The organism is Bradyrhizobium sp. AUGA SZCCT0283 (assembly GCF_018130385.1).
Taxonomy (GTDB): domain Bacteria; phylum Pseudomonadota; class Alphaproteobacteria; order Rhizobiales; family Xanthobacteraceae; genus Bradyrhizobium.
Genome location: NZ_JAFCLU010000010.1, coordinates 204,911 through 221,381, shown reverse-complemented (window position 1 = coordinate 221,381; position 16,471 = coordinate 204,911). Strand labels below are relative to the sequence as shown.

Below are 16,471 nucleotides of genomic sequence, written 5' to 3'. Positions count from 1 at the left end.
TAATCGGGTCTCGCGATGGATGATACCGTCGACCGGCGCAGCAAATCGCTTTGGGCGGACGTTGCGGTAGCCCCGAGCGCGGCACCGCTTCAGGGCAGCAGCAAATGCGATGTCGCGATCGTCGGCGCGGGTATTGCAGGGATATCCACCGCCTACGAACTTGCCGCGGAGGGTTCGCACGTCATCGTCGTTGATCGTGGCAGGTCGCGGGCGGCATCACGGCCCGCACCAGCGCGCATCTGGCGCCGCTATGCGACGACCTGACGTCGGCGATGATCAGCCTCCGCGGCGAGGAAATATCCCGCCGGTTCTACCAGAGCCAGGCGGCAGCGGTGGATCGCATCGAGGAAATCCAGAAGCGGGAATCCATCGACTGCGATTTTCGTCGTCTGGACGGTTATCTGTTTCAGGCGCTCAACACCGACTCGAAGATCATCGAGGACGAGCTGGAGGCGGTCCGCAAGGTCGGCGCACCCGTCCATCGCCTGGTCGGCGTGCCCCTGGCCCATTGCGAACAGCAGCACGTGCTGCGCTATCCGCGCCAGGCCACGTTTCATCCGCTGAGATATCTCCGGGGTCTTGTCGCCGCCGTCGAGGCAAAGGGCGGCAGCTTGCACTGCGACACGGTCGTCAAGGGCGTCGAAGAGCGCAACGACGGCAAGGTCGTCGTCACGGCCGGCGGCGGGACAATAACCGCCCGAGCTGCGGTGGTGGCCACCAATGCGCCGATCGTCGATCGATTCGCCTTGCACACCAAAATGGCTCCCTATCGCACCTACGCGATGGCCTTTTCGATTCCGAAGGGAGCCATCCCGGACGCCCTGTACTGGGACACGCTCGACCCCTACCACTATGTGCGGCTGCAGCCGGGCGATGGCCGAACCGATTTTCTCATTGTCGGCGGCGGCGACCACAAGAGCGGCGAAGCGGACGACGCCGAAGTTCGCTTTCAGGCTCTCGAAGCCTGGACGCGCAATCTCATTCCAGCGGCGCAAGACGTCACCCATCGCTGGTCGGGACAGGTGCTCGACACCATCGATTACGCCGGCTTCATCGGCAGGAATCCGGGAAGCAACAATATCTACGTCCATACCGGCGATTCCGGCCAGGGCATGACCCACGGCGTGGTGGGTGCCATGATCAATTCGGCGCTGATCCTCGGACGAGAGGCCAGATGGGCCGAAGTTTATGATCCCTCGCGCAAGACGCCCGCCGGAATAAGCAACTTCCTGAAAGAGAACATGACCGCGGTGAAGAACTTTGCCGAGTATCTCGCGCCGGGCGAACTGGCGGATGTCAGCGAGCTGAAAGCCGGACACGGCGCCATCATCCGGCAAGGCATGCGCAAGATCGCGGCCTATCGCGATCCTTCCGGCCAACTATATGCGCGCTCTGCCGCCTGCACCCATGTCGGCTGCCACCTGCACTGGAATTCCTTCGAGACCTGCTGGGATTGCCCCTGTCACGGATCTCACTTTGCAGTCGATGGAACACCGCTCAATGCCCCCGCCATCGGCGCTCTGGCCGAGGCGGACATCGAGACGCGCTCAAGGGATTACGCGGACGCAGATCAAGACAGCAAACGGCAGACTTCACTCCATTCGGAAACCTGAATCGCTCAACCAGATCACGGCACACACCACCAGCGACGTTTGACGCACCCCGTGCTTTCTTGGAGAACCGCCATGCTGCATTATCCCCGTCCCCCGTTCCCGGATCAGCACCAGCCGATGCCCGGCAAGACCGCCGCGATGAACCCGACGCCCGATCACGGCGAAACGTCCTACAAGGGCAGCGGTCGCCTCAACGGCAAGAAGGCCATCATCACCGGTGGCGATAGCGGCATCGGCCGCGCGGTTGCCATCGCCTATGCCAGGGAGGGCGCGGACGTTCTGATCTCCTATCTTGACGAGCACGACGACGCCCGGGAGACCGAGCGGCTGGTGAAAGCAGCCGGCAGACAGGCCGTTCTGCTGCCCGGCGACATCCAGGAGCCGGGCCAATGCCGCGCGGTCATCGCCAAGGCGGTATCGGAGCTGGGCGGAATCGATATCCTCGTCAACAACGCGGCGCACCAGGCCAGCTTCAAATCAATCGACGAGATCAGCGACGAGGAATGGGAGCTGACGTTCAAGGTGAACATCCACGCGATGTTCTATCTCACCAAGGCTGCGGTCGGCCACATGAAGCCGGGGAGCTGCATTATCAACACCGCCTCGATCAATTCCGATGTGCCCAACCCGACGCTGCTGGCCTATGCAACGACCAAGGGCGCGATTCATAATTTCACGGCGGGTCTGGCACAGATGCTGGCCGAAAAAGGCATTCGCGCCAACGCGGTCGCCCCGGGACCGATCTGGACACCGCTCATCCCCTCAACCTTGCCCGATGATTCCGTAAAGAATTTCGGCAAACAGGTCCCGATGCAACGCCCCGGCCAACCGGTCGAGCTGGCCACCGCCTATGTCATGCTGGCCGATCCGCTTTCGAGCTACGTATCCGGCGCGACGATCGCCGTTACCGGCGGCAAGCCCTTCCTGTAGACGCACGCAGGGCAGAACGCAGCGAAACCCATCATCGCCCTGCGCACCGTGTTTGATGCCGGTCGCTTCGTTTCATGAATGCGACGACGCGTGAGGTTTTCCGGCATCGAGCGGTTGCTCTACGGCGTAGTGTCAGCGAGGCTGACGCTATTTTAATCGCCATTACGTTTGACCTGCATCAACATACGAGACGTTTATTGCGACGCATGTTTAAACTTGATGTCTTACAATGAAGGATCGCCAAGATGAAGCTCTCGATCGCGCTATCCGCGCTGCTGGTGACCGGCTTCTTGGCCACCAGCACTGAAAAGGCCAGTGCCGTGGTGTATTGCCAGTACGTCGAATATCCCGTCGGCTGCGTCGTAAGGCCCGGCGTCGTGCTACGGCCCCGGCCGGTGGCACGCGCTGTGGTGACACCTGGCGTTGGTGCCGTGGGTGTTGGAGTACGACGTGGAACGCCGATGAATCGCGGCGGCCCGGTCAATCGCGTCGGCAGGCGCTAGCATGTGAGCGTCTGACATGGCGCATGGACGAGGGCATCAATGAGGGCCAGCTAGTCGTCCGTCTGCTTGGGCACTTCTACCGTTGCGCGCCCGAACCAACGGGAATGAACTGGCATGACATTGGCAGGGGGCAGGCTATGAAGCGCGACGCATCACGAATGAGGTCCGGCTCGCTGCGGCGACCACTAAGTGGCGCTTTGGCTGCCACCGCAGTTGCTTTGCTTCTGCCTCAGATCGCCCGCGCCGACGAGAGCGGTATCTCGTTCTGGCTTCCGGGACTGTACGGCAGCCTTTCCGCCACACCGACGACGCCGGGCTGGTCGATGGCCGCCATCTACTACCACACCAGCGTCGGTGCGTCGGGCGCGGCGGCAGCGGCGCGGGAATTCCAGGTCGGAAGGTTTTCCCCGACGGTCAATATCGATCTGAATCTGGCCTTGAAGGGGCAGGCCGATCTGATGATTCTCGCACCGACCTACACGTTTGCAACGCCGGTGCTCGGTGGCCAGTTGTCGGCGACCGTGGCCGGCATCTTCGGCAGAAACTCCGCAAGCCTCGCCGGCACGCTGACGACGGCGGTCGGACCGATCGTGACCACGCGCACGGGATTTCTCGAAGATGCGCTCACCTCTTATGGTGATATCTATCCGACCCTGAAGCTGAAGTGGAACAGTGGCATCAACAACTACATGGTCTATGCCACCGGCGACATTCCGGTCGGCGACTACAATCCGAACCGGTTGGCCAATATCGGCATCGGCCACGGCGCCATCGATCTCGGTGGCGGCTACACCTATCTGAATCCTGCGACCGGCACGGAATTCTCCGGCGTCGGCGGCTTCACCTACAATTTCAAGAACCCCGATTCCCAATACCAAAGCGGCATCGATTTCCACTTCGACTGGGGCGTGTCGCAGTTCCTGTCGAAGCAGGTCTTTGTCGGCTTCGTTGGCTATGCCTATCAGCAGATCACCGACGACTTCGGTCAGCCGGCCATTCTCGGCGGCTTCCGCTCGCGCGTTCTCGGCATCGGCCCACAGGTCGGATATATTTTCTCGATCGGCAGCAACCAGGCGTTTCTCGGCCTGAAGGGATATGGCGAGTTCGATGCGGCAAACCGGCCATCGGGCTGGAACACCTGGCTGACGTTCTCGATCTCGGAGGCCGCTCCCGTCAGCACGGTGTCGCCGACCCGGCACAAGGTGTCCAAGTAGAGAACCCAAAAAAGGAGACCTGCGATGAAGCGGAATCTCGTGTTTGCTGCTGTCAGCTTGATGTTGGGCTCTACAATTCCATTGACTGCCCATGGCCAATCCGCTGGCGGCAGGCTTGATGACGCCGGCACCATGGACAAGAAGACCGTCGAGAGAGTGTTTCCATCCAAGCCGATCTACTCGCCCTATGCGGGGCGCAAATTTCCCACCCGTCCGCTGTTCGGCGACACGCATTTGCATACCGCGGCCTCATTCGATGCCGGTGCATTCGGTGCGAGGCTCGGCCCCCGCGACGCCTATCGCTTCGCCCGCGGGGAGGAGGTGACGGCGTCGAGCGGACAACCGGCGAAGCTGTCGAGGCCGCTCGATTTTCTGGTCGTCGCCGACCATTCCGACAATATGGGGGTCTTTCCCGACCTCTTCGCCGGCAAACCGGAAATCCTGGCCGACCCGACCGGAAGGAAGTGGTATCAGATGATCATGGACGGCAAAGGCGCCGACGCCGCCTTCGAAATGATCATGTCCTTCAGCGCCGGGACGTTCCCGAAGCAGATGACCTACGCGCCGGACACGCGCGCGTACAAGGCTGCTTGGCAGGACAATGTCGCGGCGGCTGAACAATACAACGAACCGGGCCGGTTCACGGCCCTCATCGGCTACGAATGGACCTCGAACACCGGCGGCAACAACCTGCATCGCAACGTCATCTTCCGCGACAACGGCGACAGGGCAAATCAGATCGTACCGTATACGACGATCGCTCCGCTCGGGAGCGACAACCCGCGCGATCTCTGGAAATGGATGGCGGCTTACGAGCAGAAGACCGGCGGCAGCGTGCTCGCAATCGCGCATAACGGTAACCTCAGCAATGGCCGGATGTTTCCGATCATCGAGTCCTTCACCGGAAGGCCGGTCGACAAGGAGTACGCCGAGCAACGAGCCAAGTGGGAACGGCTTTACGAAGCAACCCAGACCAAGGGCGACGGTGAGGCTCATCCGGTGCTGTCGCCGAACGATGAGTTCGCCAATTTCGAGCGCTGGGACTTCGGCAACCTTGATGCCAGCGCCGCAAAGACAAAAGACATGCTTGAGTTCGAATATGCGCGCTCCGCGCTGAAGAACGGCCTGAAGCTGGAGGCGCAGCTCGGCACCAACCCCTACAAATTCGGCATGGTCGGCAGTTCCGATGCCCATACAGGCCTCACGGCCATGGAAGAAGACAATTTCTTCGGCAAGACCACGCCACAGGAGCCCAGTCCGGAGCGCGCGACTGCGACGTTCGTGGAAAACCCCAAGACTGGCATCAAGGTCATGGACTGGCAGGTCAGTTCGTCCGGCTATGCCGCGGTCTGGGCCACCGACAACACGCGCGAATCCATCTGGGACGCGATGCAGCGAAGGGAGACCTACGCGACCACCGGCTCCCGGATGGCCGTGCGTTTCTTTGGCGGTTGGGACTTCGACCAAGCCGATGCCCAGACCCGCAGCCCGGCCATGACTGGTTATGCCAAGGGCGTGCCGATGGGCGGTGACCTCGGTGGTGGGCCGGCGGGAAAGGCCCCAACCTTCCTGGTCGCGGCGCTGAAGGATTCCCTCGGCGGAAACCTGGATCGTATCCAGATCGTGAAAGGCTGGATGGACGCCAAGGGCGAGTTGCAGGAGAAAGTCCACGACGTCGTCTGGAGCGGCGACCGCAAACCCGGCGTCGACGGCAAGCTTCCGTCCGTCGGCAATACCGTGGATGTCGCCAATGCGATCTGGACCAACACCATCGGCGCGCCGGAGTTGATTGCGGTTTGGAGCGATCCCAATTTCAATGCTGCCGAGCGGGCCTTCTACTACGTCCGCGTTCTCGAAATCCCCACGCCGCGGTGGACGGCCTACGACGCCAAGCGTTTCGGAATAAAGCTATTGCCCGGTACACCGATGACGGTGACCGAGCGCGCCTACACCTCGCCGATCTGGTACACGCCGGGATGATGAGGCGGCTTCTCAGGGAACCGCTGCTGCATTTTTTGCTGCTGGGCGCCATGCTGTTCGCGGCTCACGGCATCTTGGCGCGGGGTGCCGGCAGCGAGCCAGGCCGGATCGTCGTCACGCAGGGCCAGATCGAAAGCATGGTCATGCTGTTCTCGCGCACCTGGCAGCGGCCGCCTTCGGATGAGGAGTTGCAGGGGCTTATCCGCAACCATGTCCGCGAGGAGGTGTTGTACCGCGAGGGCGTTGCGTTGGGGCTGGACCGCGACGATCCGATCGTCCGGCGTCGGGTTGCGCAGAAGCTGGAATTCGCCACAGAACATGCCGAAGCCGCCGAGCCGAGTGACGGGGACCTGCAGGCGTATCTCGATTTGCACCCCGGGGTGTTTATGGCCGAACCGAAGATCACCTTCCGCCACATATATCTCAACCCGAGACGACACGAAAAGACGCTTGCATCCGACGTCCAGCGAATGCTCAACGAACTCAATAGCCCGGCAAGCGCGCCCGCCGTCTCGGACTTGGGCGACCCCACCACGCTTCCGCTTGACTTCGACAAGGCCACGGCGAGCCGCATAAAAAATACCCTCGGCTACAAGTTTTGGAAGACGCTTGACCAGATTGCACCCGGTCCGTGGACCGGCCCGGTGGAGTCCGGCTACGGGATGCATCTTGTGCAGGTCAGCGAGCGCATGGAGCCGCGCATTCCAGCGCTTGCGGAAGTGCGCGAAGCGGTCAAACGGGATTGGCTGCTCGCCCGCCGTCTCGAGGCCGGCGAGAGATCGTACCGGAAGCTGTTGCAGCGCTATACCGTGGCCATCGAGCCGCCGCGGCTGGCGCGACAAGCCACCGAAGCCGCTTCGAAGGGGCCGCAATAAACATGCGCCATCTGGTTCGCAGCATCATCGGGCTCTTCGCATTGATGGTCGCGACCGCCGCAGGCGCCGATGAATTCCGGCCGGGCTACCTTGAACTACGCCAGCGGGATGCCGAAACCTACGACGTCTTCTGGAAAGTCCCGGCGCAAGGCGACAATCTGCGGCTTGGCATTTACGTCGTGTTTCCCGCCGATGCCGTCAATCTGTCGGAGCCGCGCGGCGCGTTCCACGCCGGCGCGTACTCGGAACGCTGGCGGTTGAAGCGTCCTGGCGGCCTCGTCGGGCAGACAGTTCGCATCGAGGGGCTTCCTGCGAGCGTTACCGACGTACTGGCGCGTGTCGAGAGGTCCGACGGAACCACGCAGGTGTTGCGCCTTCTGCCGTCGAATCCGGCGTTCGTCGTCGAGGCGTCCGCCGGGGCATGGGAAGTTGCGCGGACCTATCTTGTGCTCGGCGTGGAGCACATCCTGCTCGGGATCGATCACCTGCTCTTCGTACTGGCCCTGTTGCTGGTGGTCAAAGGCGCAGGGCGCGTGGTGGCGACGGTTACGGCCTTCACCATCGCGCACAGCATCACGCTCGCCGCGGCGACGCTGGGACTGGTCCGCGTGCCGGGTCCGCCGGTCGAAGCCATGATCGCGCTGTCCATCGTTTTCGTTGCGGCGGAAATCGTTCACGGCGCACGGGGCAGGCCGGGCCTGACGGCGCGCCGGCCATGGGTTGTGGCGTTTACGTTCGGGTTGCTGCACGGGTTTGGTTTCGCCGGCGCGCTGAGCGAAGTCGGCTTGCCGCAAAATGCCATTCCGCTGGCGCTGTTCTTCTTCAATGTCGGCGTTGAACTGGGACAGTTGCTGTTCATCGGTGCATTCGCGGTCGCCGCGCTGGTCATCGCCCGAGCGCATATTCTGTGGCCGCGCTGGTTGGAAATGGCGCCGGCCTACGCAATCGGCAGCATTGCGATGTTCTGGGTCCTGCAGCGCGCTGTCGTCCTGGGTGGCAGCTAAGGCGTGGACGAGAACCGCCCAGGCGCGGTTTTGTGGCGGTGGTTCCACCTGAGTGGCGATGGGGACAAGCGTTGAAGATCGCCGTGATCGGGGCCGGCCGCTTGGCAAACCGTACGGATCACCTTGGAACCGTGATCACGATCACGACTTGTTGCGCATCGTGATCGTTAGCTTCGATGTTAGTGTCAGTTTTCATTGCCGATTTGAGGGCTTTCTGATGCGAGCCTTGCTGGGCATTCTCCTGACGGTCTGGCTGACCCTGCTGGTTAGCCATCCCGCCTTTGCCGAGAAGCGCGTCGGCAGGCCCGAAGCAAAGCAAGGTATTGTCCCGCATTCTCAAAAGCCGACATCACCGCCAATGGCCGCACGCCCGCCGCTTCCTGCTGGAGAACGTGAGAAGGGTTGCACCGGAACCGCGGTCATAATGACGGGACGACCATGTGACTGACTTGCGCCATGCCCACCATCCATCGGCGAGCGCACGTCTTGATGGTGGGCACGCTATCGCTTGGCCCACGCTACGGACCAGGTGGCGATCGAGAGGACCAGCGTTGAAGAACGCCGCGGTCACACACTAGTGTCGCGCTGCAGGAACTCCGGCATGTGATGACGCAGCTCGCGCGGGGGCGGCCGCTCGGACGGGTCGCGGCCGACCTTGGATTTCAACTCCACCAGATCGGTGAAGACGTCGGCCTGGCGCCGCAATTCGTCGGCGATCAACGGCGGTTGAACTGAAATCGTCGAAACCACGGTCACCCGGACCCCGCGGCGCTGCAACGCCTCGACCAGGGAGCGGAAATCGCCATCACCGGAGAACAGCACGATCTGGTCGACGTGTTCGGCGATCTCCAGGGCATCGACCGCGAGTTCGATATCCATGTTGCCCCTCACCTTGCGGCGGCCGCTGGCGTCGATGAACTCCTTGGTCGCCTTGGTGACCACGGTGTAGCCATTGTAATCGAGCCAGTCGATCAAGGGCCGGATCGACGAATATTCCTGATCCTCGATAACCGCTGTGTAGTAGATCGCACGAAGCAACGTGCCTCTGCTCTGGAATTCCTTGAGCAGCCGCCTGTAATCGATATCGAAACCAAGCGCTTTGCTGGTCGAATAGAGATTGGCGCCATCGATTAGCAGCGCGATCTTGCCGAGGGAGGATGACATTCAGGCAATGACCCCAAATTGGATAGCAGGGAAACAAGACGCCACTTCAGGTTACTGACTGGATGCGCGGCGCAACAGGGCATCTCAGGCCGCACTCACCGTTAACGCGTAGAAGAGAGCAGGACTCGTCGCCCTGGACAGCTCAAATATTGCTGCTGTATTCGATCGCTTCGGCCGTGAAATTTTTCCCGCGACAGCCGAACCCGATCGCAGTGACGCTAAAGCACGCGACGTCAGCGCTCAATTGTCCGTTGGGTAAGTGGCGCAGATACAAACGGATGCAGCTTCTATACGAAGGTTTGTGGTCGCTGTCCGAAGATCGCAATGCAGTTGCAGGGTGGCCAAAGGCGCGTCAGCGCCGTGCCCACCATCTATCCCGAGCGTATTTCTTTATGGTGGGCACGCTGTCGCTTTGCCCACTCTGGGGACTATCGCGGCGTCGTGGTCGTAGCCCGGATGAGCGCAGCGATATCCGGGAACAAACGCCGACGGGCCCCTACGGGCTGCGAACTGATTTGCTTTGCGCGCAAGCACGATTTCTTGCAGCGGCCCGCGACAAATTGGCACGACGGGCAAATCACCAAAAGTCTGTCCAGCCCCTTTTGCAAAAATATTCCGCTTAACTTCGAGAGCAAATCATCGGCATAACTCCGCCCGTCTCGCGGCAGATGAGGGGCGTTGGCCATCGTCACGAACGCGCGGTGAGATGCGATGGACGCGAGGGCTGCGACTGACGTGTGTGGCTCAAGCGTACGGCGAAGTCGTGTGGTCCTGACGCCGCGGTGCTGGCGTCAAGTTCTTGAGAAGCAAGCTTCTTGAGGGCGACGGTGGCAAGAAAGCCGTTCACCGGGGAGAGCACGAAGTAAGCCGTAAAGCCATTGCGCAGGGAAGGCCGGAGTGTTTCCGCTGGACCTGTATGCTCGTGTGCGCGTTCCTTGTGCGCAATTGCACACGAGACCGCGGGTGCAGCGTGCACCCGGTCTTCCCTGCGCCCTCTGATAACGAGGGCGGGAAGTTGATAGCAAACCTCGGGCGCAATGCGCCGCGAGAATGCGAAAGCGTGTTTTCGTAGGATGGGTGGAGCGAAGCGATACCCATCGCCACACGCACCGGCGTTGATGGGTATCGCTGCGCTCCACCCATCCTACAGGAGTCACGTCATTGCGAGCGCAGATGCTACGAAGCTGCCTCAAATTTCAAAACCCCCGCCAGCACGCGCCAGCGGAACAGCGGCGAATCCGGCGGTGGGGAAAGCTCGGGCGTCCAGCCGGTAAGTTTTTCCAGCGCGTAGATATCCATCACCACACCGCGCCAGACGCGCTCGACCCGCGCCAGCGGTTGCCGCTTCGCGGTCGTGAAATCCCACAGCGGCAGGCGGTTGTCCGGCTCGCGCGCGACATAGAGGCCGGGTTGATCCTTGATCGCCTTCATGCCGGGATCGCGAAAGCCCATGAATCTCCCGCGCTCGTTGACCTGGACCACAGGCACCTGGCCGTTGAAATGCCAGCGCAACATCGCGTAGGTGCGATAGTCCGACGTCGCGATCCAGGTCGCGCCGGTCACTCGCAATTGCTCGCGCGCGCGGACCGCGACCTGTTCGTAGCCGGCCTCGCCGCCGACGGGATCGGTCCTGCCGATCAAATTCCAGGGCGCGGCGACGTAATAGAAGAACACGCCGACCACGAAGGCGATGCCGGAGATGACCGCCACCCTCGCCCACCAGAATGTCGATTTGACGATCCGGTCCGGAAAACCCTCGCGCGGCAGCATGACGAGATTGATGGCGGTGGCGGCAAAGCCGGCGGGCCACAGGAACATCGGCCAGGTGTCGCCGACGCGCAGGGTCAGCGACTTCCAGAGAAAATAGAGAAACGGCACCAGCACGGCGGTCGACAGCAGGATCGCGACCGGCTCGCGGGTGCGATAGCCACGCCACGCCGTCAGCGTCACGCCGGACAGCACCACCGGCAGCAGCACGAAACCGACGAGACCGAACTGCAGCCCGATAAATTCGCCGACGGTACGGAACGACAATGGATGGGTCGCGACCGCGCGCACGAACTGGAAGCGGAACGACGCCCAGTCGTGCTCGGCGTTCCAGATCAGAACCGGCAGAAGCACGATCGTCGCCATCAGCGCGGCCAGCCACGGCCAGGGGCTGAGCAGCCAGCGCCGCCGCCAGTCCGGCACCAGTGCGAACGCGAGCACCGCCGGCAGCAGCATGATCGCGGTGAATTTCGACAGCAGCGCCAGCCCGGCGAACAGACCCGCGGCCAGCCACCAGCGCGGATTGCCGCTCTCATGCAGCCGCACCAGCGACCACAGCATCGCGACCGCACAGGGGATCATCGCCGTGTCGGGCGCGACCTTCGCCATCAACAGCCCGTAGTACAGCGCCGCTTCCGGCAACAGCACCGCCAGGATGACGGCGCGAACATCATGCGTCACGCGCCGGACGATGTCGGCGAGCAGAAGCTGCGTGACCAGCATCGCGACGATGCCGCCGAACCGCACGCCGAGACTGGTGTCGCCGAAGATCGCGGTGCCGAACCGGATCAGCCAGGCGATGCCGGGCGGATGATCGAGAAAGGAAAGCGCGCTCTCCTTCGACCAGGTCCAGTAATAGGCCTCGTCGGTACGCAGATCGAGCACGCCGGCATAGATCAGCCGCATCGCCGTCAGCGCGGCGATCAGCAGCGCGACGGCAAGCCAAGGCGGCGCGCCAGATTGATCCGGCTTGGCGTGGCTGATATTGGGCGGGGCAGTCGTCACGGCGCTTTCTCCCCGACTGCCCCTCAGGTGTCAACGTGCCGTGGGAAAATGATTCGCCCGTCGTCCCTGCCTAGTGCGCAATTGCGCACGGGCGCAGGGACGACGGTAGATGGTATTCACCGAAGGAATAAAACGCTACCATCGCCGATATTGACCCTATGGATCGCATGACCGCTTTATCCCGAGAACAACTCACGACATCGCTCCGCGGCATCAGCCTCCGGCAGGTCCGCCTTGTCAGCGGCGTCGTGCTGTTCGCCTATCTGGTCAGCCATTTTCTCAACCACGCGCTCGGCAATGTCTCGATGGAGGCGCTGGCGCGCGGCGTCTATCTCCATACCTCTTTCTGGCAGTTCCTCCCCATCGCGATCCTGTTCTACACCGCGTGCCTGGCGCACACCGCGCTCGGCATCTGGGCGCTTTACGAACGCCGCCAATTCCGCTGGAAGGCGATTGAGCCGCTTCAGCTGGTGCTCGGCCTGAGCGTGCCGATGCTCGTGATCACCCATATCATCGGCATACGGATGGGCCTTACGCTTTACGGACATGAAAAGCTCTATCCGCAGGTGCTCTTCCTGCATTGGATCTCGGCGCCGTACCGGATCTGGCTGATGCTATCAGTCATGACCATCGCTTGGGTCCACGGCTGCATCGGACTGTATCTCTGGCTGCGGATGAAGGCGTTCTACAAGCGCGCCGCGCCGTTTCTGCTAGCCGCCGCCGTGCTGGTTCCAACGCTCGCCATGCTGGGCTTCTATCAGGGCGGGCGAATCGTCGTTGACAATGACAGCGTCGAATGGCGGGCGGAAAACCTGACGCAGCGCCAGGTCGGGACGCGGGAGCAGCAGCAGGTGCTCGATCGTATCACCGACTACGCCCTGATCGGCTATTTCGGATTGATCGGCATCGCGCTGCTGGCCAAGGGCGCCCGCGCCATCAACGAGCGCCGCCGCGGCATGGTCAGCCTGTCCTACGGCAACGGCCGCACGGTCCGGGTGCCCAAGGGCCTCAGCGTGCTGGAAGCGAGCCTGCGCAACAACGTGCCGCACGCCAGCGTGTGCGGCGGTCGCGCGCGCTGCTCGACCTGCCGCATCCGCATCATCGGCGACTGCAGCGCGTTACCCGAGCCCTCGCAGCGCGAGGCCTTCGTGCTCGGCCGGGTCGGCACCTCGGATCCGTCGATCCGGCTGGCCTGCCAGTTGCGGCCGGCCACCGACCTGTCGTTCTTCCAGCTCTTCCTGCCGCACACGGCCGCGGACGGCCACGGCTCGAACCCGACGCGGATCGGACAGGAGCGCTATCTCGTCAACATGTTCGTCGACATGCGCGGCTCGACCAAGATGGCGGAAAAGCGACTGCCGTTCGACACCGTCTTCATCGTCAACCGGTTTCTCGGCGCGGTGTCGCAGGCGGTGCTCGAGAGCGGCGGCATGCCGAACCAGTTCGTCGGCGACGGCATGCTGGCGCTGTTCGGGCTTACGACCACCCGGCAGGAAGCCTGCCGTCAGGCGTTGCGCGCGGCGGCGATGATCGCCGCCAATGTCGACGAATTGAACAAATTTCTCGAGCATGATCTGCGCGAGCCGATCCGTTTCGGCATCGGCATCAATGGCGGCGAAGTGATCGTCGGCGACATCGGTTACCGCGACCACATGGTGTTCACCGCGCTCGGCGACGCCGTCAATGTCGCAGCACGGCTGCAGGATATGACCAAGAGCCTTTCATGTGAGGTCGTCGTCTCCGACGAAGTTCGCGCCGCCGCGGGCCTTTCCGCCGATTCATTGCCGCAGCATGACGTCGAGATTCGCGGACGCAACGAGCCGATGATCGTACGCACGGTTGCGGATGCGCGGATGCTGTCGGCGCTGGTTAACGAAGAGCAAAGCGCCGCAGCCTGAAACCGCTGCAATAATAGCGGTTCGAAGCCTGTGTGATGTTTTTCACACCTGAATAATCGTTCAGAAAATTGTCGGCGAACGCGGCGCGGATTCCTCGAACCCGCATCTCGAGGCACGCGACAGATTGGCGATGGGTAAGACTGAAACTTAAAACCCGCGCCGAGACAAAAACGTCGAACGCGCACAGCTCAAGGAGAACGACCATGCTTCGCAAAGTGACTCTCGCTCTTGTTGCCGCCGCTTCCCTCAGCGCCATGGCGCTGGCTCCGACCTCCGCTTCGGCGGGCGGTGGCTTCATCTGGCCGCATCACCATCATCACCACCACTGGGGCCATGGCTTCGGCGTCGGCTTCGTCGGTGGCGGCTATGACGGCTGCTACGTGACCCGCCGCGTACTGACGCCGTTTGGCTTCCGCTGGCGGACGGTGAATGTCTGCTACTGATCCGGCCGCAGACGTTCCGTTCGGAAGCCCCGGTTGCTCGCGCGGCCGGGGTTTTCCATTCGCGGTTGCCCGAGGCCGGCCGCCGCCACCCTGCAAGCGGAAGAATGACGTCCACCGGCAGCGGGTCGAACCAATTGCCCAATTTTTGGAATCGCCGCCGCCCGGCCGCGGCAAATGAGCGCGAAACCCCGAAAACGGCGAAAATCGGTGGCGAATGGGCGCTTTTTTGCCGAAACGGGCGTTCCGTTTGCGCTACCCAGCCTGCCCCAACCCGCGTATCCTGATGGTTCGGGCATGCCGGTTAGTGCGGGGACCGACGGCTCGATTACTTTTTTTGATTCCGCGGAGACGACGTGAATGGCTAAAGGTACGGTGAAGTGGTTCAATCCAACCAAGGGTTACGGGTTCATCCAGCCCTCGAATGGCGGCAAGGACGTGTTCGTTCATATTTCGGCAGTTGAGAAAGCTGGTCTTTCGACACTCAATGAAGGGCAGTCCGTCGAATACGAAGAGATCGCCAACCGCGGCAAGACTTCGGCCGAGAACCTCAAGGTTTAGCGCGAACGCGCGATCGGCAACGGCGCGCTCTCGGACTAAAAATCCGGGAGTTGGGCTTAAAAAAAATTCTCAAAAACTGTGAGCGTTCGGCGGAGCGGGCACCGCTTCTGCACGCACGATGGTTACATCGTGCGCGAAACCGGCCGCTCAATCTTCCGTAACCCATTTCTGGACCGTCATCACGTCGGGTGGCTGCAGATAGCCGCGCGGCCAGAGATCGACGACCCACTCGACCTTGGTGGCGCGATCGACCAGCACCGCGGTGTTGTGCGGCGTCTGCAGCACCAGCGTATTGCCGCGATATTTCGGATCGCCGATCGCGTGATGCTTCAGCAGGCCCCACTCCTGCAACACCAGCAACAGGCTGGTGGTGTTCCGCGTCGTGTCCCAGCAATCGTAATTGTGCTTGTCGTCGAAGTAGCGGAAATCCGCTTTCGCCACGCGCTTGTTGGTGCCGAGGATCGGCCCCATGCGGCGGTCGAACCACACCACCGCCTTCTGCACCGCGGCGCGTTCGGCCGCAGCCGACGCGCGCCCCGCCGCCATGATCTGGGTCAGCGCGCTGCGGTCGCCGGCCGAAAAATCGAGGATCTCGCGGCGCCGGCAGACAAAGCCGTAGCACACGGTCATGGATGTGGCGGACGGCGGATAGATCGAAACCGAGCTGTAGAGGTAGGCGACCGCAGAGCTCATCTCGACGGCCTTCGCGGCGGAGACGCCAAGCAGCGCGGCGAGGAGAGCGCCGAACACGGCCGCGAAGGTGGTTCGCGTGCGGTTTCCCCGTATCGGCAGAGCGGCGTCTCGCATGATCCCTGCTGTTCCCAAGCGACGCCCGACGATTAGCGCGGCGCCTTCACGCTGCCAACCAGCAAGCCCGCAATCTGTGGATCACGCCGCGGAAATTCCGCCTGCTGTGTTTTCCGTGCGCCAGTTGCCGGCGCTAGCCGACCGGCAGCGGCGCGTCGCGCTTGACCTCTTCCATCACGGCGTAGGTCCGCGTCTCGCGCACGCCTGGCAGCGCCAGCAGGGTTTCGCCGAGGAACCGGCGGTAGGCCGTCATGTCGGCAACCCGGGCCTTGACCAGGTAATCGAAGCCGCCCGCCACCATGTGGCACTCCAGCACCTCGGGCGCCGTCTGGACCGCCTTGGCGAACCGCTCGAAGACGTCGGGCGTGGTCTTGTCGAGCATCACCTCCACGAACACCAGAAGGCCCAAGCCCAGCCGGTGCGGATTGAGCCGGGCGCCGTAGCCTTCGACAAAGCCGTCGCGCTGCAACCGTTTCAGCCGCTCGCCGACCGAGGTCGGCGACAGCCCGATCCGTTCGGCCAACTCAACATTGGCGATACGGCCATCCCCTTGAAGAATTGAGAGGATTTTGCGGTCTATCTTGTCAATGTCGACCATTTATCTGCCGATCATACTATTTCACCTGATTTTCTAAGGCAAAATGCCATATTTGTCTATCGAGCTCCGGTTCAACCGGCAGTAAGCTTGCATTGGGAGCCAAGAGAATCGC

Annotated in this window: 15 protein-coding genes and 1 pseudogene; 11 read left to right on the top strand and 5 right to left on the bottom strand. The window is 62.4% G+C overall.

The features are described from left to right. Window positions 1–15 precede the first annotated feature (15 nt). From JQ624_RS16610 to JQ624_RS16580, 8 genes and pseudogenes are all read left to right on the top strand, one after another. Window positions 16–1,079 (top strand): annotated as a pseudogene (locus JQ624_RS16610) (NAD(P)/FAD-dependent oxidoreductase); the annotation flags it as partial. Window positions 1,080–1,112: 33 nt separating this feature from the next. Beyond that, window positions 1,113–1,613, top strand: a complete 501-nt coding sequence (locus JQ624_RS39720; protein ID WP_409334338.1) for a Rieske 2Fe-2S domain-containing protein — start codon at window positions 1,113–1,115, stop codon at window positions 1,611–1,613. 72 nt (window positions 1,614–1,685) lie between these two features. Then, window positions 1,686–2,543 (top strand): SDR family oxidoreductase, encoded by an 858-nt coding sequence (locus JQ624_RS16605; RefSeq protein WP_212419965.1) that lies wholly within the window; start codon window positions 1,686–1,688, stop codon window positions 2,541–2,543. Window positions 2,544–2,788: 245 nt separating this feature from the next. Then, a complete protein-coding gene (locus JQ624_RS16600) occupies window positions 2,789–3,046 on the top strand; it encodes a hypothetical protein (RefSeq protein WP_212419964.1) in 258 nt (85 codons plus the stop codon). Window positions 3,047–3,204: 158 nt separating this feature from the next. Continuing rightward, complete coding sequence (locus tag JQ624_RS16595) at window positions 3,205–4,260, top strand: transporter (RefSeq protein ID WP_212420000.1); 1,056 nt, start codon at window positions 3,205–3,207, stop codon at window positions 4,258–4,260. A gap of 132 nt (window positions 4,261–4,392) precedes the next feature. Continuing rightward, window positions 4,393–6,240 carry a DUF3604 domain-containing protein gene (locus JQ624_RS16590; protein ID WP_409334337.1) on the top strand — a complete coding sequence of 616 codons (1,848 nt, stop codon included), beginning with the start codon at window positions 4,393–4,395 and terminating at the stop codon, window positions 6,238–6,240. Between the two features lie 50 nt (window positions 6,241–6,290). Continuing rightward, complete coding sequence (locus tag JQ624_RS16585; RefSeq protein ID WP_212419962.1) at window positions 6,291–7,115, top strand: peptidyl-prolyl cis-trans isomerase; 825 nt, start codon at window positions 6,291–6,293, stop codon at window positions 7,113–7,115. A gap of 2 nt (window positions 7,116–7,117) precedes the next feature. Further along, a complete protein-coding gene (locus JQ624_RS16580; RefSeq protein ID WP_212419961.1) occupies window positions 7,118–8,119 on the top strand; it encodes a HupE/UreJ family protein in 1,002 nt (333 codons plus the stop codon). Between the two features lie 118 nt (window positions 8,120–8,237). On the opposite strand, the gene JQ624_RS16575 is transcribed toward JQ624_RS16580, so the two are convergent. The 3 genes from JQ624_RS16575 to JQ624_RS16565 form a co-directional block, all read right to left on the bottom strand. Continuing rightward, window positions 8,238–8,453 (bottom strand): hypothetical protein, encoded by a 216-nt coding sequence (locus JQ624_RS16575; RefSeq protein WP_212419960.1) that lies wholly within the window; start codon window positions 8,451–8,453, stop codon window positions 8,238–8,240. A 233-nt stretch (window positions 8,454–8,686) separates the two neighbouring features. Beyond that, window positions 8,687–9,283, bottom strand: a complete 597-nt coding sequence (locus tag JQ624_RS16570; RefSeq protein WP_212419959.1) for an NYN domain-containing protein — start codon at window positions 9,281–9,283, stop codon at window positions 8,687–8,689. A gap of 1,176 nt (window positions 9,284–10,459) precedes the next feature. Further along, window positions 10,460–11,956 (bottom strand): glycosyltransferase family 39 protein, encoded by a 1,497-nt coding sequence (locus tag JQ624_RS16565; RefSeq protein ID WP_212419999.1) that lies wholly within the window; start codon window positions 11,954–11,956, stop codon window positions 10,460–10,462. A gap of 266 nt (window positions 11,957–12,222) precedes the next feature. On the opposite strand from JQ624_RS16565, the gene JQ624_RS16560 reads away from it, so the two are divergent. The 3 genes from JQ624_RS16560 (at window position 12,223) to JQ624_RS16550 (ending at window position 14,954) form a co-directional block, all read left to right on the top strand. Beyond that, complete coding sequence (locus JQ624_RS16560) at window positions 12,223–13,953, top strand: adenylate/guanylate cyclase domain-containing protein (RefSeq protein WP_212419958.1); 1,731 nt, start codon at window positions 12,223–12,225, stop codon at window positions 13,951–13,953. A 203-nt stretch (window positions 13,954–14,156) separates the two neighbouring features. Next, the gene (locus tag JQ624_RS16555) at window positions 14,157–14,396 is read left to right on the top strand and encodes a hypothetical protein (protein ID WP_212419957.1); all 240 of its coding nucleotides are present in this window, start codon (window positions 14,157–14,159) and stop codon (window positions 14,394–14,396) included. 357 nt (window positions 14,397–14,753) lie between these two features. Continuing rightward, window positions 14,754–14,954, top strand: coding sequence for a cold-shock protein (locus JQ624_RS16550; RefSeq protein ID WP_212419956.1), 201 nt, complete (start codon window positions 14,754–14,756; stop codon window positions 14,952–14,954). Between the two features lie 147 nt (window positions 14,955–15,101). On the opposite strand, the gene JQ624_RS16545 is transcribed toward JQ624_RS16550, so the two are convergent. Continuing rightward, window positions 15,102–15,647, bottom strand: coding sequence for a hypothetical protein (locus JQ624_RS16545; protein WP_249129865.1), 546 nt, complete (start codon window positions 15,645–15,647; stop codon window positions 15,102–15,104). Window positions 15,648–15,894: 247 nt separating this feature from the next. After that, on the bottom strand, window positions 15,895–16,359 hold the full coding sequence (locus JQ624_RS16540) for an Lrp/AsnC ligand binding domain-containing protein (RefSeq protein WP_212419955.1): 465 nt from the start codon (window positions 16,357–16,359) through the stop codon (window positions 15,895–15,897). Window positions 16,360–16,471 lie beyond the last annotated feature (112 nt).

What these genes read in the sequence shown, in the direction of transcription:
- JQ624_RS16585 (WP_212419962.1), top strand. Translation starts at nt 6,291, where the DNA reads ATGCTGTTCGCGGCTCACGGCATCTTGGCGCGGGGTGCCGGCAGCGAG.
- JQ624_RS16540 (WP_212419955.1), bottom strand. Translation starts at nt 16,359, where the DNA reads ATGGTCGACATTGACAAGATAGACCGCAAAATCCTCTCAATTCTTCAA.
- JQ624_RS16605 (WP_212419965.1), top strand. Translation starts at nt 1,686, where the DNA reads ATGCTGCATTATCCCCGTCCCCCGTTCCCGGATCAGCACCAGCCGATG.
- JQ624_RS16550 (WP_212419956.1), top strand. Translation starts at nt 14,754, where the DNA reads ATGGCTAAAGGTACGGTGAAGTGGTTCAATCCAACCAAGGGTTACGGG.
- JQ624_RS16570 (WP_212419959.1), bottom strand. Translation starts at nt 9,283, where the DNA reads ATGTCATCCTCCCTCGGCAAGATCGCGCTGCTAATCGATGGCGCCAAT.
- JQ624_RS16565 (WP_212419999.1), bottom strand. Translation starts at nt 11,956, where the DNA reads ATGCGGCTGATCTATGCCGGCGTGCTCGATCTGCGTACCGACGAGGCC.
- JQ624_RS16600 (WP_212419964.1), top strand. Translation starts at nt 2,789, where the DNA reads ATGAAGCTCTCGATCGCGCTATCCGCGCTGCTGGTGACCGGCTTCTTG.
- JQ624_RS16580 (WP_212419961.1), top strand. Translation starts at nt 7,118, where the DNA reads ATGCGCCATCTGGTTCGCAGCATCATCGGGCTCTTCGCATTGATGGTC.
- JQ624_RS39720 (WP_409334338.1), top strand. Translation starts at nt 1,113, where the DNA reads ATGACCCACGGCGTGGTGGGTGCCATGATCAATTCGGCGCTGATCCTC.
- JQ624_RS16560 (WP_212419958.1), top strand. Translation starts at nt 12,223, where the DNA reads ATGACCGCTTTATCCCGAGAACAACTCACGACATCGCTCCGCGGCATC.
- JQ624_RS16595 (WP_212420000.1), top strand. Translation starts at nt 3,205, where the DNA reads ATGAGGTCCGGCTCGCTGCGGCGACCACTAAGTGGCGCTTTGGCTGCC.
- JQ624_RS16575 (WP_212419960.1), bottom strand. Translation starts at nt 8,453, where the DNA reads ATGCGGGACAATACCTTGCTTTGCTTCGGGCCTGCCGACGCGCTTCTC.
- JQ624_RS16545 (WP_249129865.1), bottom strand. Translation starts at nt 15,647, where the DNA reads ATGAGCTCTGCGGTCGCCTACCTCTACAGCTCGGTTTCGATCTATCCG.
- JQ624_RS16590 (WP_409334337.1), top strand. Translation starts at nt 4,393, where the DNA reads ATGGACAAGAAGACCGTCGAGAGAGTGTTTCCATCCAAGCCGATCTAC.
- JQ624_RS16555 (WP_212419957.1), top strand. Translation starts at nt 14,157, where the DNA reads ATGCTTCGCAAAGTGACTCTCGCTCTTGTTGCCGCCGCTTCCCTCAGC.